Origin of the sequence: Ancylobacter sp. 3268, from assembly GCF_031456575.1 — a bacterium.
Taxonomy (GTDB): domain Bacteria; phylum Pseudomonadota; class Alphaproteobacteria; order Rhizobiales; family Xanthobacteraceae; genus Ancylobacter.
Genome location: NZ_JAVDUX010000012.1, coordinates 76,884 through 96,881 on the forward strand (window position 1 = coordinate 76,884; position 19,998 = coordinate 96,881).

At 62.0% G+C, this 19,998-nt stretch carries 30 protein-coding genes; 17 read left to right on the forward strand and 13 right to left on the reverse strand.

Annotation, left to right across the window (positions count from 1 at the left end; genetic code table 11):
• Positions 1–77 precede the first annotated feature (77 nt).
• The 8 genes from J2X65_RS17430 to J2X65_RS17465 all read left to right on the forward strand — a co-directional run bounded on the left by J2X65_RS17430 (position 78) and on the right by J2X65_RS17465 (position 4,860).
• Entirely contained in the window at positions 78–485 is a 408-nt protein-coding gene (locus J2X65_RS17430; protein WP_310203329.1) for a hypothetical protein, read from the forward strand.
• Between the two features lie 56 nt (positions 486–541).
• On the forward strand, positions 542–1,543 hold the full coding sequence (locus J2X65_RS17435; protein ID WP_310203331.1) for an AAA family ATPase: 1,002 nt from the start codon (positions 542–544) through the stop codon (positions 1,541–1,543).
• Positions 1,544–1,546: 3 nt separating this feature from the next.
• Positions 1,547–1,936, forward strand: coding sequence for a hypothetical protein (locus J2X65_RS17440; RefSeq protein ID WP_310203334.1), 390 nt, complete (start codon positions 1,547–1,549; stop codon positions 1,934–1,936).
• On the forward strand, positions 1,929–2,249 hold the full coding sequence (locus J2X65_RS17445) for a hypothetical protein (protein WP_310203336.1): 321 nt from the start codon (positions 1,929–1,931) through the stop codon (positions 2,247–2,249). Before J2X65_RS17440 ends, J2X65_RS17445 begins: the two co-directional genes overlap by 8 nt.
• Complete coding sequence (locus J2X65_RS17450; RefSeq protein ID WP_310203338.1) at positions 2,249–2,623, forward strand: hypothetical protein; 375 nt, start codon at positions 2,249–2,251, stop codon at positions 2,621–2,623. Before J2X65_RS17445 ends, J2X65_RS17450 begins: the two co-directional genes overlap by 1 nt.
• 2 nt (positions 2,624–2,625) lie before the next feature.
• A complete protein-coding gene (locus J2X65_RS17455; protein WP_310203340.1) occupies positions 2,626–2,970 on the forward strand; it encodes a hypothetical protein in 345 nt (114 codons plus the stop codon).
• 316 nt (positions 2,971–3,286) lie between these two features.
• Complete coding sequence (locus J2X65_RS17460) at positions 3,287–3,706, forward strand: hypothetical protein (protein ID WP_310203342.1); 420 nt, start codon at positions 3,287–3,289, stop codon at positions 3,704–3,706.
• On the forward strand, positions 3,703–4,860 hold the full coding sequence (locus tag J2X65_RS17465) for a DUF2201 family putative metallopeptidase (protein ID WP_310203344.1): 1,158 nt from the start codon (positions 3,703–3,705) through the stop codon (positions 4,858–4,860). Before J2X65_RS17460 ends, J2X65_RS17465 begins: the two co-directional genes overlap by 4 nt.
• Before the next feature lie 12 nt (positions 4,861–4,872).
• On the opposite strand, the gene J2X65_RS17470 is transcribed toward J2X65_RS17465, so the two are convergent.
• On the reverse strand, positions 4,873–5,592 hold the full coding sequence (locus tag J2X65_RS17470) for a hypothetical protein (protein WP_310203346.1): 720 nt from the start codon (positions 5,590–5,592) through the stop codon (positions 4,873–4,875).
• A 125-nt stretch (positions 5,593–5,717) separates the two neighbouring features.
• Between J2X65_RS17470 and J2X65_RS17475 the strand changes: the two genes are divergently transcribed.
• The 4 genes from J2X65_RS17475 (at position 5,718) to J2X65_RS17490 (ending at position 7,359) form a co-directional block, all read left to right on the forward strand.
• Complete coding sequence (locus tag J2X65_RS17475; protein ID WP_310203348.1) at positions 5,718–6,326, forward strand: hypothetical protein; 609 nt, start codon at positions 5,718–5,720, stop codon at positions 6,324–6,326.
• A gap of 2 nt (positions 6,327–6,328) precedes the next feature.
• On the forward strand, positions 6,329–6,619 hold the full coding sequence (locus tag J2X65_RS17480) for a hypothetical protein (RefSeq protein WP_310203350.1): 291 nt from the start codon (positions 6,329–6,331) through the stop codon (positions 6,617–6,619).
• Positions 6,620–6,695: 76 nt separating this feature from the next.
• Positions 6,696–7,109, forward strand: a complete 414-nt coding sequence (locus J2X65_RS17485) for a hypothetical protein (protein ID WP_310203352.1) — start codon at positions 6,696–6,698, stop codon at positions 7,107–7,109.
• Positions 7,102–7,359 (forward strand): hypothetical protein, encoded by a 258-nt coding sequence (locus J2X65_RS17490; RefSeq protein WP_310203354.1) that lies wholly within the window; start codon positions 7,102–7,104, stop codon positions 7,357–7,359. The genes J2X65_RS17485 and J2X65_RS17490 overlap by 8 nt, the downstream gene beginning before the upstream one ends.
• 115 nt (positions 7,360–7,474) lie before the next feature.
• Here J2X65_RS17490 and J2X65_RS17495 read toward each other — a convergent pair whose 3' ends face one another.
• Positions 7,475–8,668: a hypothetical protein gene (locus tag J2X65_RS17495; RefSeq protein WP_310203356.1), complete on the reverse strand. Its 1,194-nt coding sequence runs from the start codon at positions 8,666–8,668 to the stop codon at positions 7,475–7,477.
• Between the two features lie 139 nt (positions 8,669–8,807).
• A complete protein-coding gene (locus J2X65_RS17500) occupies positions 8,808–9,017 on the reverse strand; it encodes a hypothetical protein (protein WP_310203358.1) in 210 nt (69 codons plus the stop codon).
• A gap of 119 nt (positions 9,018–9,136) precedes the next feature.
• On the opposite strand from J2X65_RS17500, the gene dnaN reads away from it, so the two are divergent.
• From dnaN to J2X65_RS17515, 3 genes are all read left to right on the forward strand, one after another.
• Positions 9,137–10,231, forward strand: a complete 1,095-nt coding sequence (gene dnaN / locus J2X65_RS17505) for a DNA polymerase III subunit beta (RefSeq protein ID WP_310203652.1) — start codon at positions 9,137–9,139, stop codon at positions 10,229–10,231.
• Between the two features lie 64 nt (positions 10,232–10,295).
• Positions 10,296–11,855 carry a DUF4942 domain-containing protein gene (locus J2X65_RS17510; RefSeq protein ID WP_310203360.1) on the forward strand — a complete coding sequence of 520 codons (1,560 nt, stop codon included), beginning with the start codon at positions 10,296–10,298 and terminating at the stop codon, positions 11,853–11,855.
• Positions 11,852–12,328, forward strand: coding sequence for a hypothetical protein (locus J2X65_RS17515; protein WP_310203362.1), 477 nt, complete (start codon positions 11,852–11,854; stop codon positions 12,326–12,328). The genes J2X65_RS17510 and J2X65_RS17515 overlap by 4 nt, the downstream gene beginning before the upstream one ends.
• Here J2X65_RS17515 and J2X65_RS17520 read toward each other — a convergent pair.
• From J2X65_RS17520 to J2X65_RS17565, 10 genes are all read right to left on the reverse strand, one after another.
• Positions 12,306–13,061, reverse strand: a complete 756-nt coding sequence (locus tag J2X65_RS17520; protein ID WP_310203364.1) for a hypothetical protein — start codon at positions 13,059–13,061, stop codon at positions 12,306–12,308. The genes J2X65_RS17515 and J2X65_RS17520 overlap by 23 nt on opposite strands.
• Before the next feature lies 1 nt (position 13,062).
• Complete coding sequence (locus J2X65_RS17525; RefSeq protein ID WP_310203366.1) at positions 13,063–13,326, reverse strand: hypothetical protein; 264 nt, start codon at positions 13,324–13,326, stop codon at positions 13,063–13,065.
• A gap of 22 nt (positions 13,327–13,348) precedes the next feature.
• Entirely contained in the window at positions 13,349–13,660 is a 312-nt protein-coding gene (locus J2X65_RS17530) for a hypothetical protein (RefSeq protein WP_310203369.1), read from the reverse strand.
• A gap of 8 nt (positions 13,661–13,668) precedes the next feature.
• Entirely contained in the window at positions 13,669–15,063 is a 1,395-nt protein-coding gene (locus J2X65_RS17535; protein WP_310203371.1) for a DnaB-like helicase C-terminal domain-containing protein, read from the reverse strand.
• The gene (locus J2X65_RS17540) at positions 15,029–16,135 is read right to left on the reverse strand and encodes a toprim domain-containing protein (RefSeq protein ID WP_310203373.1); all 1,107 of its coding nucleotides are present in this window, start codon (positions 16,133–16,135) and stop codon (positions 15,029–15,031) included. Before J2X65_RS17540 ends, J2X65_RS17535 begins: the two co-directional genes overlap by 35 nt.
• Positions 16,135–16,515 carry a hypothetical protein gene (locus tag J2X65_RS17545; RefSeq protein WP_310203376.1) on the reverse strand — a complete coding sequence of 127 codons (381 nt, stop codon included), beginning with the start codon at positions 16,513–16,515 and terminating at the stop codon, positions 16,135–16,137. The genes J2X65_RS17540 and J2X65_RS17545 overlap by 1 nt, the downstream gene beginning before the upstream one ends.
• 47 nt (positions 16,516–16,562) lie before the next feature.
• Positions 16,563–17,297 carry an MT-A70 family methyltransferase gene (locus J2X65_RS17550; protein WP_310203378.1) on the reverse strand — a complete coding sequence of 245 codons (735 nt, stop codon included), beginning with the start codon at positions 17,295–17,297 and terminating at the stop codon, positions 16,563–16,565.
• Between the two features lie 13 nt (positions 17,298–17,310).
• Positions 17,311–17,562 (reverse strand): hypothetical protein, encoded by a 252-nt coding sequence (locus tag J2X65_RS17555; RefSeq protein ID WP_310203379.1) that lies wholly within the window; start codon positions 17,560–17,562, stop codon positions 17,311–17,313.
• A 68-nt stretch (positions 17,563–17,630) separates the two neighbouring features.
• Complete coding sequence (locus J2X65_RS17560; RefSeq protein ID WP_310203381.1) at positions 17,631–18,131, reverse strand: hypothetical protein; 501 nt, start codon at positions 18,129–18,131, stop codon at positions 17,631–17,633.
• Positions 18,132–18,150: 19 nt separating this feature from the next.
• The gene (locus J2X65_RS17565) at positions 18,151–18,408 is read right to left on the reverse strand and encodes a hypothetical protein (protein WP_310203383.1); all 258 of its coding nucleotides are present in this window, start codon (positions 18,406–18,408) and stop codon (positions 18,151–18,153) included.
• A 473-nt stretch (positions 18,409–18,881) separates the two neighbouring features.
• On the opposite strand from J2X65_RS17565, the gene J2X65_RS17570 reads away from it, so the two are divergent.
• A complete protein-coding gene (locus tag J2X65_RS17570) occupies positions 18,882–19,499 on the forward strand; it encodes a LexA family transcriptional regulator (protein ID WP_310203385.1) in 618 nt (205 codons plus the stop codon).
• Positions 19,489–19,830 (forward strand): hypothetical protein, encoded by a 342-nt coding sequence (locus tag J2X65_RS17575; protein WP_310203387.1) that lies wholly within the window; start codon positions 19,489–19,491, stop codon positions 19,828–19,830. The genes J2X65_RS17570 and J2X65_RS17575 overlap by 11 nt, the downstream gene beginning before the upstream one ends.
• Positions 19,831–19,998: the final 168 nt, after the last annotated feature.

The following is a 19,998-nucleotide window of genomic DNA, read 5'->3' on the forward strand; positions in this document are numbered from 1 at the left end:
GCGGCAGGCGAGGGCAGGGGCGGGGCGCCATCACCCCCAAGATGGCGCCCCGTTTCCTATCAACTGGAGGACCAAGCATGCCGCCAACTTCAAGGCCGGCACCGCCGTCGCACACCATCACCTACCTGCTCATCCCGGTGATCGGTGACATCAAGACATTCGAACTCGCACGACCTCGCGATGAAGAAGATTACGGCCGGATGCTCCAAGGCATTCGCCAGCATTTCGATGAACGTTTCGAGCATGTGGCCGTGCTCTACAACGGAGAGCGCCGGGACATGTTCGTCGGAGAGACCTCGGCGATCAACGGCCGCCACATCCGCAACGTGCGGGCCACCGCGATCTACCGGGCCAATGCTCGGGCCCAATGGTTGGCGGGGCTGCACTCCCTCGACCGCGTCCCCGTCGTCGGCTTCAACGCCGAAGCCCTGCCGGCCATCAGCGGCCCGGCGGTCCTATTCCCTGCCACACTCGTCTGGCGCTAAGCCCTGTGCAGGGCCGCTCCGCATCCCCGCCGATCATGGCGCAAATGGAGACCTCCATGCATATCAAGTCCGCCGCCCTCAATCTGGCCGACTATCTCGATGAGGACACGCCCGCCTTCATGATGGGGCCGCCTGGCATCGGCAAGTCGGCCATCGCCCGGCAGATCGCCGTATCGCGCGGCTGGAACCTGATCGACTTCCGCGCCTCGACCCGCGATCCCGTTGCCCTGATGGGGCTGCCCGACCTCTCCGACGCGACCACGAAGTGGAAGGTTCCCGACGAGTTCCCGCAGGTGGAGCGCGATGGCGAGGAGGGCATTCTCTTCCTCGACGAGCTAAACGCCGCGGCGCCGTCCATGATGGCCGCCATGTTCGGCCTGGTGCTGGACCGGCGTGTCGGCGACTACCAGCTGCCGCCGGGCTGGCGCGTGGTGGCGGCGGGCAACCGGCAGGCGGACCGCGCGGCGGCGCAGCGCATGCCGACGGCCCTGGCCAACCGCTTCGCTCACATCGAAGTCAGCGCCGACACCAGCGGCGACCACGACAACGTCCACGTCGAGCACTTCAACACGATCGGTGTCGACCCGATCCTCATCGCCTTCCTGCGCTTCCGGCCGGCGCTCATCCACAGCATGCCGACCAATGATGCGCTGGCCTTCCCCACGCCGCGCTCTTGGGAGCAGGCGGCGAAGTACATCGGCAAGCCGTCATCCCGTCGGCTCAGCCTCATCACCGGCGTGGTTGGGGAGGGCGCGGCGGCCGAGCTCGAAGGCTTCATCCGCGTCTACCAGAACCTCCCGTCGCTCGACCTGGTGCTGTCGAAGCCTGACACCACGCAGCTGCCCGCCGATCCGGCGGCTCGCTTCGCCATCTCGGCCGGCCTCGCCCGGAAGGTGGACGAGAGGACGTTCGCCAACGCCATGGTCTACATGCGCCGGCTGCCGCGCGAGTTCGAGATCATGTTCACCGTCGACGCCGTGCGGCGCGACACCAAGCTCTCGCACACGCCCACCTTCACCGACTGGGCCGTGCGCAACCAAGACGTGACGCTCGGCTGAGCCATGGCGAATGCCCCCATCGTGTGGATAGCCGGACCGGTCGGGTTCCAGATCAGCAACTCCATCGAAGCGGATGCGACCATTACCCGGTTCAGCCATGTGGTCACAGCCGCACGATGGGAGTTCGTCGGCCGCAGCGAAGCGGACGAACTCCGCCGCTGGGCCCTGCGGTTCGAGCTGAGCTCGCGGAAGTTCACGGTCAACAGCCTGAACGTCAGCAAGTGGGAGCAGGCGCACAGACAGCGCCTGTTCGACCTCTACCGGCCGGCCGCCATTCTACGCCGTGACCTTGCGGGCCGAAGCATGCTTGCCGCCATGCGATCGATGCTCACCGATATCGAGATCGCGGAGCTCACCGCGCTGGCCATCCGTGGCGGAGCCGCCGATGGCTAGGATCAAGCGCATCTGGGGGCCGAGCAAGCGCGCCGACAGCCCCGGCATGGCGGTGTGGACGTTCTCGGCTGAGCATGAGGACGGTCGCACCGCCATGTACCGGCTGACCTTCTTCCTCGACAGCCGGCGATTTAAGGTCAACCACCTCGGCGAGGACAAGCAGGCCAAGGCCTATCTGCAGACCATGCATACCTTGATGAAGCCGGACGACGGGATCTTCGAGGGCAAGGTCACCGACATCCTCAAAGCGCGGATCCCTCCGGAGCAATTGGCGGCCGTCACGGCGCGCGCCCTCCTGCATGGGAGAAAGTGATGGCAATCATCCGCAAGGTGCTCGGCCCGTTCAGCCCTGAGGCTGTTCACCCAGGCACGAAGGACGCGGAGCTGCGCTGGTACTTCGTCGGCATCCGTGGCGACCAGACCACCGCGCATTGGGCGCTGATCTTCAAGGCAGAGGATCGGAAGTTCACCGTCTCCACCAGCCAACTCGGCAGCGCGTGGCGCGGGAATTCCATGGCGCGCGCGTCGAGGGAACTCGGCGACGCGTACCCAAGCGTGGTGGTCCATCCCGATGCGTTTCTCGACGGCAGCCCAGTGGAGGAGGGACGTGTCGTCGACATCCTGCGCAAACGCCTGAACCCTGAGGATTTCGCCAAAGCCACGGCGTTGGCGATTGCTAGGAGGTGAGAATGGAGCGTGCCTATGGCGTAAAGAGGAGGGGGGACTTCCGCTGGATGATCGAGCAGCGCGTCGCTAAGGCGCCCATCATGCGGTTCGATCTGAGGTTCTCGATCGCAACCCGCACCTTCGACTGCTCCGTCTGGAAGAGGTATTCAAAGGCCAGCCCATGGATGAATCGCAAACCCGCTACTGAAGCCGAGCTCGCCATGGCGAAGCAGGCCATCGGCGCCGAAGAAATTGCCCGCTGCGTCGCCGCCTCTCTCGCGACTTCAGGATCGATCGCGGACACCAGGCGCGCCGTGAATTCCTGGCTTATCGGGACCTCCGACGGCATTCACCCGAGGCGCGCGTGACAACACGGCAAGAGCGTTGGCTTGTCGCGATCGAAGGCCCCACCGAACGCACGGCCATTCCCGACTGGCATCTCGATAGAGGCGGCGCCATCGAGTGGTGCTGGCGCTTCCACCGGCGCGGCGATAAGACCCGGTCTTATCTTCTTTCGATCAACCTGGGCTCAAGGGAGTGGCAGGCTCTGCATAAGCCTCGCCGCATTGAAGAAGGGTACAGGTTCCCTTCGCTGTCCCGAGCCATCCCGCTCCTCCGCTCCAGACTTTCTCACCAGGACGTCGCCGAACTGACAGCGGCGCTGATCACACGCGGGGCGAAGCCATGAAAGCCGAGACGCTGCGCAAATACTATGGCGCTCCGACGCTCGACCGGAGTCTTCCGATCCCCAGCTTCGTATGGCACCCGAAGAAGAGAGGGTGGCCGAAGACGAGCTACCGCCTCAGCTACAGCCCGAGCGGCAGGATGTGGTTCGGTTCGACCCACATTCGCATCAGTCGCCTCACGAAGAATCCCAGCGCAACCGGGCCGCTCAACCCGCCGGATGTCGAGATCCTAAAAGCCGCGCTCAAGCCCGAGCAGATCGCCATGTGCGCCGCAGCCTCGATCGAGGCGACCAAGCGACCGCAGGGCGATGCGGTCGTGACGGTTTCCCACGTCCAGTACACCCGCGTCATCAACCTCAAGATCTCCGCCGGGGGGCATACCTTCACCTCTCCGCCCACCAACAGAGGCGTACCATGAACACCGACGATAAGATCCTCGCCGCGAAGACGGCGCTCATGTGGGACCACCCGTTCTTCTCGGTGCTGCTGGTCCAGCTGAAGATGATCGATGCGACAGACGACCCGCGCATCAACACCATGGCGACCGATGGGCGGCACCTCTACTACGACCGGAAGTTCGTCGACGGCCTGAAGAAGGACGAGCTCGTCTTCGTGCTGGCCCACGAGGTCATGCACAACGCGATGCTGCACAGTATCCGACGGCAGGAGCGGCACCACATGCTGTTCAACATCGCCTGCGACTACGCGATCAACGGCGAGCTCAAGGCGTGCAACGTGGGTACGATGCCGAAAGCTGGGCTCATCGACGATCGGTTCACAGGCCTCGGCGCCGAGGAAATCTACCGCATCCTGCTGGAGGAGAACCCGGCGGCAGCAGCCGCGGCGTCGCAGCCTGGCGCGGACCCAGGCGGGTGCGGCGGCGTGCTCGATGGCTGCGCACAGCACGACGAGGCGGCCAAGGCCGAGCTGAAGGCCGAGATCATGACGCAGGTGCAGCAGGCGGCGATGGTCGCCAAGGCCACCCAAGCCGGGAAGCTGCCCGCCGGCATCGCGCGGCTCATCGACCAGCTGCTCGCGCCCAAGGTCGACTGGCGCGCCGTGCTGCGCCGCTTCATCGACGAGTCCTCGCACCGCGATTTCAGCTGGGCCAAGCCGAACCGCCGGCTCATCCCGCACGGCATCTATACCCCGAGCACGATCAGCGACGGCGTCAGCCACATCGTGATCGCGGTCGACACGTCAGGGTCCATCGATGACGCGATCCTTCGGGACTTCGCCGCCGAGATCAACGGGGCGTTCGGCGAGGGGGCGGTCGATCGGCTGTCCGTGATCTACGCCGACGCCCAAGTGAACCACATCGAGGAGTTCGAGACCGGCGACGAACTGGTGCTGCACCCCGCCGGCGGCGGCGGCACGGCATTCAGCCACACGTTCAAGACGATCGCTGACCAGTTCCCGGATGCGCGGGCCACGATCTACCTGACCGACATGCACGTCTGCGACTTCGGCGAGGAACCGCCCATGCCGACGCTCTGGGGCGTCTATGGGCGGACCAAAGACTTCGGCTCGCTTACCCCGCCGTTCGGCGAATGCATCAATATCAGCGTCTAGAAAGGGGCGAAGTCACTTTTCCTCCCGCTGAGTGGTGGCAGTGGACACAGCTAAGAAGGCAAAATCCGCCATGATAAGCGCGTTGACGCTCGATTTCATGGTGGAATAGGTCACGATACCATGAATGCAGGCATGTCGGTTGGGGACTGGGTCTCGTGAAATGGCCTCGATGGATTCCTTTGTCTTCAGCTTTTTGTACATGTGATTTGTTAACTTCTCAATGAGCCCGTACGTAAACATACCGCCACCATCTGCGTACTCTGCGATTACTTCGCCGGAGCTCCTTTGCAATTCATGGAGGCTTGAAATCATTTTCCCGGGCTCATCTTTTTTATGCCAAGTGATGCGCCCCAATCGCTCAAGTTCCGGAAATATCAATCGAGGTACAGATCTATAAAATCCTGCCTCATGGCAATTGATAGCCTCTTCGAATGTCGCTTTAGCTTCATCGTCGATATTGTGTTTGGAGACCGAGCTGAGCAAAGTGTGGCGGACCGCGATCCAGTTGTCGCGATAAAATTCTTCGAGTCGCAGGTCTAGTATTGCTGGGTCCAGAAATACGGATTCTTCAAAATCTGGTGTCGTTGCGTGAGGTAGCCATCCGGATAAGATGACCTGATCAGATCTAGCGATAGCTTTATTGAAACCTTCGACGGCTCTAGATATGTTCCGAAGGATGTTCGTGAACGGAGTTATGTCGATGCGAGGGAATAACTGTCGAATCGTGGTCACTTTCCCCTCATCAATCTCAAGAGCATGAGGTGTGATATATAACCGTAGTTATCTCATTCTGACAGAAATTTTTAGATCCGCTCACGACCAACGCCCCGCCGCTAATGGCAATCAAGGAGACCGGCATGCCCATCTTCGACATCTTCGTGACCAAGAGCGGCGTGGAGCGCCATAGCGTGAATGCTGCTTCTTTCGCTGACGCGCTGAAGCTTTTTCATTTCGGCGAAACGACCATCAAAGACGACGTGACGAGTGACATCGCGCAAGTCATTTTCGAGGATCGGGAGACGGGAGCGCGTCTCACCGACGAGCAGATCGAGGCGGGTGCGAGCGAGAACGCCGAACCCGTCGTCCGCTCGTATGGCGTCCGGCTGTGGGGCACCTTCCGCGGCTGCGCCACCACGGAGGTCGAGGCGACCAGTTTCGAAGAGGCGATGGCGAAGGCAGCCGAGCTTGAGCACTTATACTTCGGGTTCTCGCTCGAGGACGGGATCGAGGGCGATCAGACGATGAGCGTGTTCGGCCCGGCGGACGACGCTCCCGACGATGAGGATGCCTGGGGCGGGGACGGCACGGAAATCGACAAGCGCGACGACGGCGAGCCCTTCAGCTGGGACGCGGTGAACATCGTGAAGGATCTGGCCAAGGCCAGCCCCGACGGCAACACCGAGATCATCATGACGCTATCGACGTTCATCGACCGTGCGAAGAATGCCTGCTCGAAGGAATCGTAGACGTGAACCCGGCGCGTCTCCGGCCGCTGATCGCAAAGGTCGAGGTATGCGAGAGCCACACCGACAAGAACGCGATCTACATCGACTTCTGTGACGAGCAGCGCACACGCTGGTACGTCATATTCCTGACCAAGCGGCGGGGCTTCGGCGTCGCGCGGCGCTTGCGCCCGGATGGGCAAGGCGGCTGTGAAATTCCTGCCCGCCTCCGAACCTACCTGATCTCCATCATACCGCCCGACATCATCGCCCGCTGCACGGCCGCCACGCTCGGCCTTAACGCCGCCCGAGACTGACGCGCCACAATCCGCGAACTGCCGCCGACGGCCATCTCTGGCCCGCCGGGAGGCCTTCTATTGCCAGGAGAACCCTATGACCCAACTCCACCTTCAGCCGGAGGCGGACGACATCCCGTGCCGCTGCGAGAATTGCGACGCCACCATGCCGGCGTCGGAGCTCGTTATGGTCACCGACATCGAGGAGCGCATCAGTCCCGGCTGTATAGTGCCGGCCGGCCAGTGCCCGCACTGCCATGGCCTGGCCTACTACGAAGACGCCAGCGCGCCCAGCTGGACGGCGCAGGCGATTGGTTACCGTCTCCTCGCCGAAGCGGGCGTGACGAAGACCGCGCTGCAAAAAGCCGAGAGCGCCCTGGTCGGCGCCTATGGCGAACCGGTGGCGGGCGCCAGCCTGCAGAGCGCTACCGGCGTGGACGCGATCATCGCCGTGCAGTTCGCGCTGTCGGGTGCGCCGGCGGACGAAGTGGCGGTCAATGCCAATGGATGAGCACGACTCCAGGACCAGCGACGCCCTTCGCCGCGCCAAGAACGCGCACGCCCGGCACTTCGGTCGGCTGAATGGCCTCGTCGCCCGGGTCTGCACGGGCACCGACCGGCGCCTGCCCGGCGCCCGTCACTATCCGAAGCGGTTCATCCGCGTGGAAGACCAGGAGAGCGGCGCCATCACCGACTGGGCCTTCCACCGGCCTCGCCTCGAGAAGATCGCTGAGCGGCCGCCGAGCGGCGCGGAGGCGTGACGTGGACCACAGGACACGCATCCCATCCCCGGCGGAGCGCGCAGTGCTGCGCCAGCGGCGCCTGATGCGCCGCCTATCCGGAGGCGCCCGCCTCGGCAGGCGAGGAAAAGAGGCGCTAGTCTTTCTTGCCGGTGATCAACTCGATGAGGTTGGGAGGAATGACGTCCGGTTCGCCACTGCCGGGCGGAGCCCGGAAAAGCGCGTTCAGTGCGAGCGCGCGCTCTTCCCGGCTCACCTTGACCCCGGGTTCACCCACGAGACCGATGAATGTGTCTGCGATGGCCTTTCTTTGGCGTGCGTCATCAAGCATAGCTAGGTTCTGCATCATGAACCGGCTGATGATGCGCAGAAGCCACGCGGCGCCAAGAACTGGCGCCGCTATAAGCGCGGTGACCGCCAGTTGGTTGTTCTGTCCAGCCACATCTATGAGGCCGCGCACGTAATCCCCGCCGAATTCATACAGCAGCAATACCGATCCGACGAGTACAAGAACAAAAAAGAAAATATTAGCCGCGAGCCATTTGCTATGTCCGTCTCCCTTGCTTTTCCATAGGGCAACGACGGGGGAAATCGTAGATAGCTCTTTCTGAGCAGATCTCAGAAGTTCTATCTGCTCTTCAGTCGCCTTTTTTGCCTCGTTCATGTCATGTATCATGCCGGCGGCCTGGTCTTTTATCAATTGCGCCGCTGACTCCGCCGAGCTTTTATATATTTCGATATCAGTATTGGCGTAATTCAACTCTTTCAATATAGATTCTATTTTTGTTGTTGCCGATTCATTTATTCTGTCGTTAATGGATGAAAGTAATTTCTCGGTTTCATCGACTGCAGAGTTGATCTTGTCAACGGCAAGTCTGCTGCTTTCTTCGGCAGAGATAATAAGTTTTTCCGCGTTTTTTCTTATTGCAGTTTCGTATACTTCTGTTGAACTCGCAATATGTTGAACTCTGTCTTTAATGGTAGAGCCGAGGATGAATTGCCAAGTCGAATCCGATATGGCGACCCCTTTGTTATTTAGTTGCTCTTTGATCATTATCATGGATTGATACGGGTACAATTTAACGTAGTCCCCGATTTCCTCCCCGGCTGCTTGTCTCAGCCCAAGCGCTTTTCGAGGCTTAGCAGAGCCTAAGGCGTTTTCAAAAACCCGAGCGGTTTCTGGCCCATAAAGTGATATAAAGTTAGAAAAAACTGCTGCGATAGCTTTATCTTGTTCGCTTAAGCTTAGTGCTCCGACCGAATTTGCTGTAGCGATTACCTGTAAATTGTGGATAAGCCACTCAGAAAAATCCATACCGGACATCGTCATTTTGATTCCCAGGGGCAAATTTGCGGGAGAGTTTCTGTGAAGGTCGATCTTTCCGGCCGAATCTGGGTACGTCGTATTCTCTTCGTACTCATCATCGTGGTAGTGGTGACGGCATGGCAATGGCTGATCGGGTGACGAACTACTCCGGCTGTCCGGTCACCGCGATCCGGGCCGCCCGAGCGTAAAACGCCATCTCGGTATCACCGTCGATCAGCCGGTCGAGCAGCTCCTTCATGTCCCGCTGGTCCGACAAGGACTGGAACGGGCCCGGCTGCCTTTCAATCGCCAGCACGGCGATCGCCAGTGCCTTCTTCACCAAGTGAAGATCTCGCCCCGTAAACTCGACCATCCCGATTCCCCTCTACCCCTCGCGATTATGCGATCACGGAGACCGCCATGAACGCTCACGCCCGTATTGCGTCTGCCGCTACCTTCGCCTCGCTCGATTATCCGGCATTCAAACTCGCCATGGTCAACGCCTGCAAGGTCATCGACCGGCGGAACACCATCCCCGTGCTCGCGATGGTGATGATCAAAGCCACGAAGGGCGGCGCCTCCATCATCGGGACCGACCTCGATCTCTACACCACGACCTTCGTGCCCGGCACGGTGACGTCCGACTTCACGGTGCTGGTCGATGCCCACCGGCTGAAGGCGACGCTGGACAAGGTCAAGGATGCTGCAACCATCAATTTCGCCATCGATGACGCCGCGCTCGTCACGTCGATCGGCAAGCTGAACCTGTCCCTGCACCGCGGCCTGGACGCCAGCGAGTTCCCGCTCGAAGCGGCCTTCCGCACGGCGTTGGGCACTTCGAACTGCTCCTTCGTGCTGCCGGCCGCGACCATCGCCGCTGTCCTCGACAAGGTCTCCTTCGCCGTCTCGACGGAGGAGACCCGCTACTACCTCAACGGCATCTACATGCACGTCGACGAGCACGAGCAGAAGCTCTGCTTCGTCGCCACCGACGGGCACCGCGCCGCGCTCTACAAGGTCGATGTGCCCGCCGGCGCCGGCGCGCTCCCGGACGCCGGCATTATCATCCCGCGCAAGACAGTCGCCGAGCTGCATCGGATGGTCAGCCGCAATGGGCGAGCCCAGGATGCCATGGTGACGGCTGCTGAGAAAGGCGTGTCCTTTCTGGTGGGCGAAGACGAGCTACTCGAGTCGAAGGCGATCGACGGCACCTTCCCCGACTACGGCCGCGTGATCCCAACCAGCAACCGGCACCGTGTCGGCATCCCCTCGGCCCCCCTGATCGATGCCATCAGGCAGGCGAGCTCAATCATGTCGGAGAAGAGCCGGCGCACCAGCCTTTCGTTCTCGCCGGGCCGCCTGGTTGTCAGCTGCTCTTCTCCCGAGTTTGGCACCGCCTCAACGGAAGTGCGCATCACCAGCGACTTCGAACTCTCCATCGGCTTCAACGCCGGGTACCTCATGCAGCTGCTCGGCCAGCTGGATGGCGGCGCCATGCTGGAAATCGACGACCCGTCCGGCCCGGCGGTGATCAAGGATGGCGCAGATCCAGCCATCACCTATGCGCAGATGCCGATGCGCATCTGACAACCTGCCGGGAGGCGGATAGCCGCCTCCCACCCCCGCCGATCATGGCATTCAGGAGATACCCGTGACTGCACTCCTCCCCACCAACACCGTCGAGCAGATCTGCGCCTTTCGCGACGAAGCCATCCGCCGCTACGACGCGGCCTTCGACGTCATCCAGGCCGCCGGCGACGCCGTGAAGGAAGCCGGGATCCTTTGGGAGAAGGCCTCGCCCGGGCGGCATGCCCACTGGTCCGATCAGGCGGAGGAAGTGAAGGCCTTCTTCCATGCCGTGCGTGTACCCGATCGCGAGCAGTTCCGGCGCACGGCGCGTCGGCTCATCGACGTCACCGTGTGGACGCACATTATTGAGCTCTCCGGCATCGAGGCGCTGATGGACGCGCAGGCGAAGCAGGAGCTGCGCGACCAGATGCGCTATGTCCCCGAGCGCACCGACAGGGAAGGCCAGTTGATCAATCAGGACGAGATCGCTCGCATGCTGCCGGAGGTCACGCCCGAGAACGTCTACGCCACGCTCGAGCACTTCCAGAGCCAGGCCGAGATCATCTTCCGCCGCGGAATCGTCAACGTGTTCTCGAAGCTGGACCGGCGTTTCCGCTCGCACGACGGGTTCAAGGTCGGGTCCCGGCTGATTCTGAACTACCTCGTGAGCAGCGACACCGGGCACTTTTCCAACTATGGCGACCGCGCCGACATGCTGGCGGACGTCGAGCGAACCTTCCTCGTGCTGGACGGCAGGCCGGCGCGTGCACGGTATGCCGGCATCGGCGAGCAGATTTCGGCAGAAAGGCGCTTCAACGCCTTCAAGCCGCACCAGTCCGAGCACCAAGGCGACTACTTCAAGGTGAGGATCTTCAAGAACGGGAACGCCCACCTGTGGTTCGCCCGGGATGATCTCGTCGAGAAGGTGAACCGCATCCTCGCCGACCACTATGGCGAGGTGCTGGGCGACGGCCAGACGCAGGAAGCCGACCCGCTGCAGGAGAAGAAGCTGACGCCGGCGCGCCGCTTCGGCTTCTTCCCCAGCCCTGACGAGGTGGCCGAGCGCGTCGTGCGCAATGCCTATGTCCTCCGTCCCGCCAACCAGGAGCGGCTGCGCATCCTCGAGCCGTCGGCCGGCACCGGCAACCTTGCCCGGCGTTGCGTCAAGCGGTTCGATCCCAAGGACTGGGGCCATTACGCCGAGCGCTATCGCGATGAGTATCGCTGGGACAACCTGGTCGACTGTGTCGAGATCCAGCCTGAGCTGGCCAACCAGCTGACCGCCGAGGGCATCTACAATCGGGTCACCTGCGCCGACTTTCTCGCGATCCGCCCCAACGAGCACCGGCTATATGACCGGGTGGTGATGAACCCGCCGTTCGATCGCGAGCGGGACATCGACCACGTCATGCACGCCCTCGACTTCCTGAAGCCGGACGGCTGCCTGATCGCCGTCATGTCGGCCGGCACCGAGTTCCGGGAGACCCGCAAGTCCATCGCGTTCCGCGCGCTGATGGAGAAGATGAAGGCGGTTTGGGATGACCTTCCGGCTGGCTCCTTTGCGGAGGCCGGAACCTACGTTAACACCATGATCCTTCGAGTCTGGAAGGATGGGCGACATCAGTACGGGCTCGATCGATGATCGAGCTTGCCGCATTGGAAGGAAGCAGCATGAGCAACAAGCCGGCGTCCAGGCTGATCGCGAAGGCCTTGCCTCGCGGGTCACAGTTCGCGGCGCAGTTTGCCCTGCCCGGGCTGGTTCCCGATCTGGTGCGCGACCGGGCTGGAGTGTGCCTCTACGACGATGAGCGAGCAGCTGAGATTGCAGCCAAGGAGGCGGTGCTGCGCCTCTATGACAGCCGCACCCGCGATACTCGGAAGGCCGGCGGGTATCAGCGGCTCACCGGCGCCGAGCTCGCCGATCTGATCGAGAAGATGGACACCACGGTGACCTACTTCTCTGAGCTTGCCGGTTTCCCCCAGAGTCGGGTCATGGGGTGGATCGATGGAGAGCAGGACATACCGCACAGTGTGCATGTCCTGGCGAGGCTCTTGGCGGCGAGCGACGAGAACTTCGAGCTCGCCGAGCGCATCACCGAGCAGGCGCAGCGGTAGAGCGCTGCCACCTGCGAACCGACGGCGGCATGACCGGTGCGCCATCGGGCCACCGGCGCTTGAAGCCGGCTCGGTTAAGGTTGCCCAGTTCAACCGCCACGACATCCAGACCAAAGCACAGCGCCGAAATCGTCCGGTCCCGCCGCCCATCTCCATTGTCGTGCTCAGCACGCAGGTCGAACCATTGGTCTCGGACGACGGCCGCCTCGAACATGGGATAAAGCCAGGGCTTCGGCATTGCTGCTCGGATCCGCTCGATGTGCTTGATGCAGTCCAGCTGATAGCCGGACAGATCCGAGGAGGCGCCGCCGCCGTCCACGCGCTCGAGCGAGAACGACTTGTAGCCGCGCCCGCCCGCGCTTGAGTGGAGATCCCTGAAGCGCACCGCCGAGTAGAAGCGGACGCCCGCCATCCCCTCGTCGTCGAGAGGCGTCTCGAGCTCACCCCGGTACACCAGAAGCTCTATCGGGCTGGCGTCCACGTTGAGGATGCCGACCGCGTCGCCCCAGTCGAGGAGCATGTGGTGCTGGCGCACAGGGGTGTCGGCGGGCAGGCGCGCATCGTCCATCGCCATGACGCGCTCGATTGCGTCATACATCTTTCGGCGCATCGCCTCACTTTCCGGCTCGCGCCCGTAGAAGGCGACGAGCGGCAAGACGCCCCGCTTCATGGGCGCCGACGCGCCGGCCTTCACCCGCTTCAGGCGATCGAGAATCCCCTGTCCAGTCGCCATCTCAGCTGCTCCCCTTCCTTCGCTGTGCCCGCCGAAGCGGGATGATCTTCATGGGCACCCGGTCCAGGATCCCGCCGTCCACCGTTTTTCCGTCCTCGCCGAGCCTGACGGCCAGCAACTCGTTAATCGCGGCTTGCCGCTCCGCGTCCGTCATTTCCGACCGCTTGGCGTAAGGCGATCGGTCTACGATGCCGGCGACCTGCTTGCGCCGCTTCAGCAGCACCGCGGCGATGGAGCTCTGCGACATGCCGATCAGCCAGAGCACCCACGCGACGTATGCAGTCCGGTCAGTGTGCTGCGTTGTGCGCTTTCCGGCCGAACCCATGCTTCCCCCGTCGCCTCTTCCGCCGGACCTCCGGCTTGAAAAACTGGTCTGCCGCTGCCTCGGCCTGGGCAATCTCGCCATCCCGGACCAGATTGCCGTTGATGTATTGGATGAGGTGCTTCATCGCCTCGCGGGTGGCTTCTAGCTCTGTGGCGAACACCGCCGGCTTACCTCCCTTGGAGAGGATAGGCTTTGCCGCGGCGTCGCGGACGGTACGAAGGAAGGCGATGAAGCCGCCGGGCACAGGTTTCGCGAAGGCATTACACTCGTTCATTGGGCGCCTCACAGCGTGATCGCGTCGTCGAAAAGGGCGGTCTGGGAAGCCTGATCCCGGAAGACGGTGCTCGCGCCGTCCCACTCGAAGATCCGACGATCACGTGGGGGGCCGAACCTATCCTTCAGCTTGTAGACTTCGATCTTCCCGGCGGTGCTGTTCTTGTTGCTCAACCATTCCTCATAGGCCTTGCCCTGCTTCGTGACCGGCGGGTTGCGGTTGTGCCAGTCGTTGCGGTTGAAGTTTGCGAGCATCAGGTCGGCGTGCTCCTCCAGTGAGCCACCGTAGAAGTCCTCCATCTCGGGCTCGGGGTGCTCCTTCTGCCGCGCAGCTTTGGTGAACTGGCAGAGGCCGATCACCACGCAGCCGAGGTCCTTTGCCAGCGCCTTGAGATCGCGCGCGTTCTCATAGGCGCGCTCCACCGGGTCCATGCGGTTCTTGGTTTGGCGCTCGACTAGCTTGATGTGGTCGACGGCGAGGAGATCCAGGCCGTATTTGCGCTTATGCGCGTAGGCGCGGCTGCGGATCTGCTGGATGGTCATCTTCGCCGGGTGGACGATGGTCATCTTGAGGCTGGCGAAGTCCGCCTTCGCCTTCATCAGCGCCTTGTACTGAGCCTCGGTCAGGCCGTTTGCCATATTGCGGAGCGACACGCCGGTCTGGCCAGACGTCGAACGGGTCACGAGAGATTCCGAGTCCATCTCCAATTCGAAAAGAGATGTCGGGTGGACCGTGCTGGAGAACAGCATTTGCTGCATGGCGATGGCGGTCTTGCCGCTGCCGGGCGCTCCGCCCCAGAGGACGAGAGAGCCGGGCCGGAAGGTGCCGACCATTTCCTCCAGCCCGATCAGGCAGGGGCGCAGCACCACACCGCTGCCCTTCGTCGAGTAGGATTCCGCGATCTTGGCGAACACGCCCGACACCGTGGATTCTTGCTCGATCGCCGCCGAGCGCGAGATATCGGAAAGGCGCTCCGACGCCCGGTCCGCTATCTGGTCCGGGTCATATTTCACATCCTGCGCGGCCTTGACGATGCTCTCACCGAGGGCAATGAGCTTCCGCCGTGTCGCCGACGAGCGCAGTTCAAGCGCATAGTCGCTCAGCGGGATGGAATCCTCTCGAGACGCCACGTGCAGGAGCATCGAGGTATAAGCCTCGGCATCCTTACCGTCGCTCAGACCTCCAATCCGCCCGGCAACGATGGGGACCCGGATTGCCTTTCCGTCAGAGGCAAGCTCGTAGATGATCGCGTATATTTTCTGGTGGTCCTCCGATCCGAACATGTCGATAGAGAGGATGTCGTGGACAGCCCAGTAATTTTCCTCGTTCATAAGGATGGCGCCGAGGACGATTTGCTCGATCTTGACGTTAGAAATATTGGACGAAGCGCTGTTGCCGCTCATCTTTCTTCCTCTGAACCCAGCAATCCAGCCAGTCGTCAGGCTCAGGCGACGGATAGACAGCCGCCTCGATGCCCTCGTTGATGGCTCGCTCCTGCAGGATCTTTGCTGCCTTGATACCCGGCGGATCGGAGAGGCCGCCGGTCTGAATGTTCTCGCGGTAGCGGTCCGCGTCCGCGTAAATCTCGATCCGGCGCACGCCGGCGGGGATCTGAAAGTTGACCATCCCAGAGGTCGACAGGGTCGCCCACACCGGCACCCTGCAACAGGTGAGCAGCATGACTCCGAGACCGGTCTCGATGCCCTCCGTGAGCCGAAGTACAGGCCCTTGCGGAGCCAGCCTAACGGCACCGCCGGCCGCCGGCCCGAGGCCTAGCTTGATCTTCTTCCCGTCGCCGTCGAGGAGGGGGCGACCGTCCGGCCCGATGAATATGCGCCAGATAGCGATAAGCTTCCGATTGGCTGCTTGGACGCCGCCGATCAGAGCAGGGTGCCGTTCCCGGCCGAGCATGACAGCGGGATGGTAGCGAAGGCTCGGCATCCAGCCGGTGCCTTGCGGGAAGTCAGTCAGCTCGATCGAGCGGGTGCGCAAATATTCCTCGGCCGGCGTGCCAGCTATCGGCACCGCTTCGTGCCAGACAGCGCTCGCCGTCTCCGCCTTCCGCTGCCTATCCCGCTCGTCGGCACGCCGACGCTTCTCCGCCTGCCGCTTGGATGCATCCTGCTGCCGCGCCCATTCCCGCTTCTCTTCGGCCGTGAGCTCGCGACGCCCTTCCAGACCGAGGAAGCGGGTCTTTGCAATCTGCACTGCATCGCCGTGGGTCTTGCAGTTGAAGGCGAGTTCGATCAGCGTGATCAGGTTGCCGCCGCCCTTGGCATTGGCGACGTGCTGCCCCTGCCAGTATCCCACAGTGCCCGCCCGGCCGCCGCGGATATGGACGGACACCTTGCCGTGCAGGTCGCCGCGCCAGTAAACGCCCTCGCGCTTTCCATTCGGGATGCACTGCTCGGCAATCGCTTCCGCCATGTCGTTCAGGCGGTTGACGATCTCTTGATACGTGAGGTCACTCGACATCAGAGGAGCGTCTGCTGCTGGACGTAGGACTTGCCCCTGTCGAAGGCGAGCCCGGGCTCGTGCTCGATCCGCAGTGCGTGAAGCATGCACAGCGCCTCGGCCTCGTCTTCGGTGTTGTAGGACCACCCCTCCCGGTCGCAGTAAATTATGGCCTGCTGCTTGAGCCATTTGCTGCGTTGAGCCTGCGGCGCCTTCTCCAGATCCTTTGGCACGCGAGTCTTCCCGTGCGTGCGGGAGCGCCAGGTCGCGATCGCTATGGTCTCGGCGGGCCGCAGCCTCATCTGGAAGCAGACGGCCTTGGCAATCGCCTGCCAGCCGGCGGAGAACGCAATCTGCTCGGGGTCGATAACTTGGTTCGGGCCGTGCGCGACGATGGTCATCAGCTCCATCGTAAGCTGGGGATCCGGCAGGCCCGACAGCAGCCGCCTCAGGTACGCTGCAAATTCCGCATACGCCTCGCCATGGTCTTCCTGCTTAAAGCGCCATGTCCCGTGCCGGAGGCCTGCACCTCCGGCAAGGCAATAAGCAAACCCTGCGGTTCGGCCGGGATCGAGGACAAAGTAGGAGCCGGGCGCGCCATTTCGCATGCCGCTTTCTCCGTGTTGAATTTGGTGGTCTCGTTACCGAATGCGTGCCAGCCCGGCCGCTGCTCGCGCGCGAAAACGTCGGCGCGGCGGGCGTGGGGCATCACGCGGTCGCAAATGGCGTAGAACTCGTCGGGCTTGCGGCTGTGTTCACGCACGACCCCGTCGAATACCGTGCGTGGCACCCAGCTCTGCCTTGGGTTACCGATGGCACCAACTACAACGATCTCGCCGGTGGTGCGGACACGATATCCTGTACCCATCCGCTCCTTGCCCTTGGCCGTGCGCTTCCGCCAGACCAAGAAGGACTTGTACTTGAACCCCCACGCCTTGACGCAGTCGATGGCGAGGGGGAGTTGCGGTGCCGTCGCCCAGAGGTAGAGGAGGCAATTCATCGAAGCGAGCGAACCCACCGGCAGGGCAAGGATCTCGTGGTCCATCATGCAGGGGTATTGCCGCTGCGCCGATTTGGCGTTGCCCTTCTCGCTATACAGCCCGAAGTCCCACGGTGGGTCGACCACAATGAGTTCGTAGTGCAGCGGGAGCAGGGGATCGAAGAACCATGTGCTCGCGCTCACGTTCCCGCCGCCCTTAGCGCTTCGGTGCCGGGACGTCGCGGCCGGGGGTAGCGCCGTTGTCGAGCGTGATTTGCCCGATTACGGCAACCTCCTCGAGCCGCTGCTCATCAAACCAGTGCCCCTCCAGCAGCTTGCCGTCCTTGTCGACGCCCGGCTGGAGAAGCACCTGCGAGCAGCCGGAGATGTAGTGGGAGTGGCCGGTGGCGATACCCTGGAATCGGGTGATGCAGTCGCGATAGGTACGGCCGAACTCGATCTTGCTCACGGAAATTTCCTCATGATGTCGGTTGACGAAAGGCGGCGATCCAGTTGAGGGATCGCCGTTCTGGGTTGTCAGTCTGGCTGCTCTGCCATCGCGCCGGCGAGCTCCTTGTTGACGAGCTTGTTGCCGTCGCGGATGCCATCCTCCCAGCGCTCGAATTCTCTCGTGCTGGGCTGATAGGGATTGGCGATCTGCTTTCGGAGCCGTCCCGCCGCGAAGCCCGCCTGATAGGCTCGCTCGTCCTGCGACGCGGGATCCTCGTCGAGGAGGCTCATTTGCCGGCCGATACGGTGGCCGAACAGCTTCGCGATGCGGATCTTCCGCTCGAAGTCGGCGACCACCTGGCCGACGTCCTTGTCCTCGAGCGTCTTCGCGAATTCGAGGTCCTTCTTCGTCCAGCCCATATCCTTCAGGCGCTTCAGCGCGGCGCCGATATCACCCTTTGTGCTCGCCATGTCGGACTCGAGGCGTTTGATCTCCCCGAAGGTGTCGAGGAACTTCTGGTCCTCCCAGATCTCCTGCTGCGTCTTCTCATTGTGCTCGCTGGTCACGATGCGCTCCTTCTTGGCCATCGTCGTTGGTCTCCTCGGTTCAGTCTTTCTCGATGCCTAGCTGCTGGCGGGCTTCCTCGATCGGCAGGCCTGACCTCAGGAGCTCGGCATACCGAGGCTCCAGGTCGGGCGGGACGTAGAAGCCGCGGCGTGCGCGGTTGAAATCTTGGATGTGGCGCGGCATCCGCGCCCCCGCCGGCGCGCTGGGCTCATTGAGCCCCAGTTTCTTGATGCGCCGGCGCACTACTTCTCGATGGATTCCCAGATCACGAGCGATCGCGCGCTCGGACTTCTTCAAAGAAACCAAAACGCGAAGAGCATCGTCTCGCTCAGAATTCCAAAATGGAACGCCCCCCAAGAAACGCCTCCAAACATGTAGTTTCTATGGAGAGATCGATACGTGACGAGGAGATTATGCCTTCGATTTCGCGTTAGCCCGCCCAAGCCACTCCCAATCGATACCGGGAATTTCTCGTTTCTTGCAGGAGGCAATGAGCGCCTCCCAATAAATGGGAGCAATACTCTCCCTTCTATACATTTGCCTTGCCGCCTCATATCCGCAGCCGACGTCGTTCGCGAACTCCACGAACGTTTTCCAACGACCAATCAGGTCGGGGATGGAGGCCGGGATAGATGAGTTCAGGTCAACGGTTGTCATGTGGTCCTGTGCCGGGTTCCGGTTGGCCAGTTCCCAAACAGTACATTTCGTACGAAGGTTGTTCAAGAGGAAATCGTACGCCTTGGACGAGGAAAATCGTTCATCGTGTACGGATGGAAGAGCCGAAGAACAGATTGCAGAAGGCGAGGGCGGCTGCGGGATTTAAGAGTCCTGCTGAGGCGGCCCGTGCGTTCCCGCGCCTCATCAACCAGAACACCCTCACCAGTAACGAGAACGGCAACCGCCCGATCTCGCGGAAGATGGCGCCGATCTATGCGGACGTCTTCGGCGTGGATGCTGGATGGCTGTTGTACGGGCAGAAAGGGAAGGGCGCCCAAACGTCAGAAGTGGACGTTCCCGTCCTTTCCATGGTGAGTGCCGGCAATCTTCGACACCAGCCAACGGTGGAGGAGCACGACGTACTCCGACGCATCAAGATCGGTGATCTCCCGGAGGGCGAGTGGGTTGCTCTTCAGGTGGATGGCGACTCCATGAACAGGGTCGCGCCTGACGGAGCCATCATTGTGATCAACCGGGCGGATACGCGGCTCATTGACGGTAGGTTCTATGTGTTTTCCCTCGACGAGGGAGAGGCCACCTTCAAGATGTTCAAACGCGATCCTGATCGCCTTCAGCCGTTCTCAACGAACCCGGACCACATGGCGACGCCGGCGGACCGCGAGGATCTCTATGTGTTCGGCCGTGTGAGAAGGGTCATCCATGACATCTGAAAGGATCGTGCTCGCCGGCTTTCTTTCCGCCATCCTGGCTGCTTCGCCAGCAGTCGCAGATTCAATCCCGATCGATAAATTTTCGGTGTTCGGCAAGCCAGATGATAGAGCCGAGGCGGTTGAGGCGGCGACATTCGTCAAATCGTCGGGGAACATCTGCTTCAGCATTTCTGGGGGCATTTCAATGCCAAGCAGGGATGGGGCGGTGGGGTTCCGACTCATGTGCGATAAGTTCCTGCGCACATATGATGTCGTCGACAATGGCGTAAACCGGGTCATCTTCCAGATGGAATCCGGGTCGCCGTTCGTTTTAGGGAACGCCCCTCAATAGAACGTACACCATTCTTCTCATGTCTTGCTCTTGTTCTATCTTTCGCTCTGCTTGATCAGTGGTGAGCCTAGAGCCCGGACATAGGAGGACTAAGCCCCGTGCTCTGAGAGCATCCGGGGTTAGCCCCTATGCCGAGTGACTTGATCAGCGGAGCCGCCTGTCACCCAT

Bases quoted from the DNA above. Each gene is read 5' to 3' on its own strand.
- J2X65_RS17430 (WP_310203329.1), top strand. From the start codon at position 78: ATGCCGCCAACTTCAAGGCCGGCACCGCCGTCGCACACCATCACCTAC.
- J2X65_RS17435 (WP_310203331.1), top strand. From the start codon at position 542: ATGCATATCAAGTCCGCCGCCCTCAATCTGGCCGACTATCTCGATGAG.
- J2X65_RS17440 (WP_310203334.1), top strand. From the start codon at position 1,547: ATGGCGAATGCCCCCATCGTGTGGATAGCCGGACCGGTCGGGTTCCAG.
- J2X65_RS17445 (WP_310203336.1), top strand. From the start codon at position 1,929: ATGGCTAGGATCAAGCGCATCTGGGGGCCGAGCAAGCGCGCCGACAGC.
- J2X65_RS17450 (WP_310203338.1), top strand. From the start codon at position 2,249: ATGGCAATCATCCGCAAGGTGCTCGGCCCGTTCAGCCCTGAGGCTGTT.
- J2X65_RS17455 (WP_310203340.1), top strand. From the start codon at position 2,626: ATGGAGCGTGCCTATGGCGTAAAGAGGAGGGGGGACTTCCGCTGGATG.
- J2X65_RS17460 (WP_310203342.1), top strand. From the start codon at position 3,287: ATGAAAGCCGAGACGCTGCGCAAATACTATGGCGCTCCGACGCTCGAC.
- J2X65_RS17465 (WP_310203344.1), top strand. From the start codon at position 3,703: ATGAACACCGACGATAAGATCCTCGCCGCGAAGACGGCGCTCATGTGG.
- J2X65_RS17475 (WP_310203348.1), top strand. From the start codon at position 5,718: ATGCCCATCTTCGACATCTTCGTGACCAAGAGCGGCGTGGAGCGCCAT.
- J2X65_RS17485 (WP_310203352.1), top strand. From the start codon at position 6,696: ATGACCCAACTCCACCTTCAGCCGGAGGCGGACGACATCCCGTGCCGC.
- J2X65_RS17490 (WP_310203354.1), top strand. From the start codon at position 7,102: ATGGATGAGCACGACTCCAGGACCAGCGACGCCCTTCGCCGCGCCAAG.
- J2X65_RS17495 (WP_310203356.1), bottom strand. From the start codon at position 8,668: ATGACGATGTCCGGTATGGATTTTTCTGAGTGGCTTATCCACAATTTA.
- J2X65_RS17500 (WP_310203358.1), bottom strand. From the start codon at position 9,017: ATGGTCGAGTTTACGGGGCGAGATCTTCACTTGGTGAAGAAGGCACTG.
- dnaN (WP_310203652.1), top strand. From the start codon at position 9,137: ATGGTCAACGCCTGCAAGGTCATCGACCGGCGGAACACCATCCCCGTG.
- J2X65_RS17515 (WP_310203362.1), top strand. From the start codon at position 11,852: ATGATCGAGCTTGCCGCATTGGAAGGAAGCAGCATGAGCAACAAGCCG.
- J2X65_RS17520 (WP_310203364.1), bottom strand. From the start codon at position 13,061: ATGGCGACTGGACAGGGGATTCTCGATCGCCTGAAGCGGGTGAAGGCC.
- J2X65_RS17530 (WP_310203369.1), bottom strand. From the start codon at position 13,660: ATGAACGAGTGTAATGCCTTCGCGAAACCTGTGCCCGGCGGCTTCATC.
- J2X65_RS17535 (WP_310203371.1), bottom strand. From the start codon at position 15,063: ATGAGCGGCAACAGCGCTTCGTCCAATATTTCTAACGTCAAGATCGAG.
- J2X65_RS17540 (WP_310203373.1), bottom strand. From the start codon at position 16,135: ATGTCGAGTGACCTCACGTATCAAGAGATCGTCAACCGCCTGAACGAC.
- J2X65_RS17545 (WP_310203376.1), bottom strand. From the start codon at position 16,515: ATGACCATCGTCGCGCACGGCCCGAACCAAGTTATCGACCCCGAGCAG.
- J2X65_RS17560 (WP_310203381.1), bottom strand. From the start codon at position 18,131: ATGGCCAAGAAGGAGCGCATCGTGACCAGCGAGCACAATGAGAAGACG.
- J2X65_RS17570 (WP_310203385.1), top strand. From the start codon at position 18,882: ATGGAAGAGCCGAAGAACAGATTGCAGAAGGCGAGGGCGGCTGCGGGA.
- J2X65_RS17575 (WP_310203387.1), top strand. From the start codon at position 19,489: ATGACATCTGAAAGGATCGTGCTCGCCGGCTTTCTTTCCGCCATCCTG.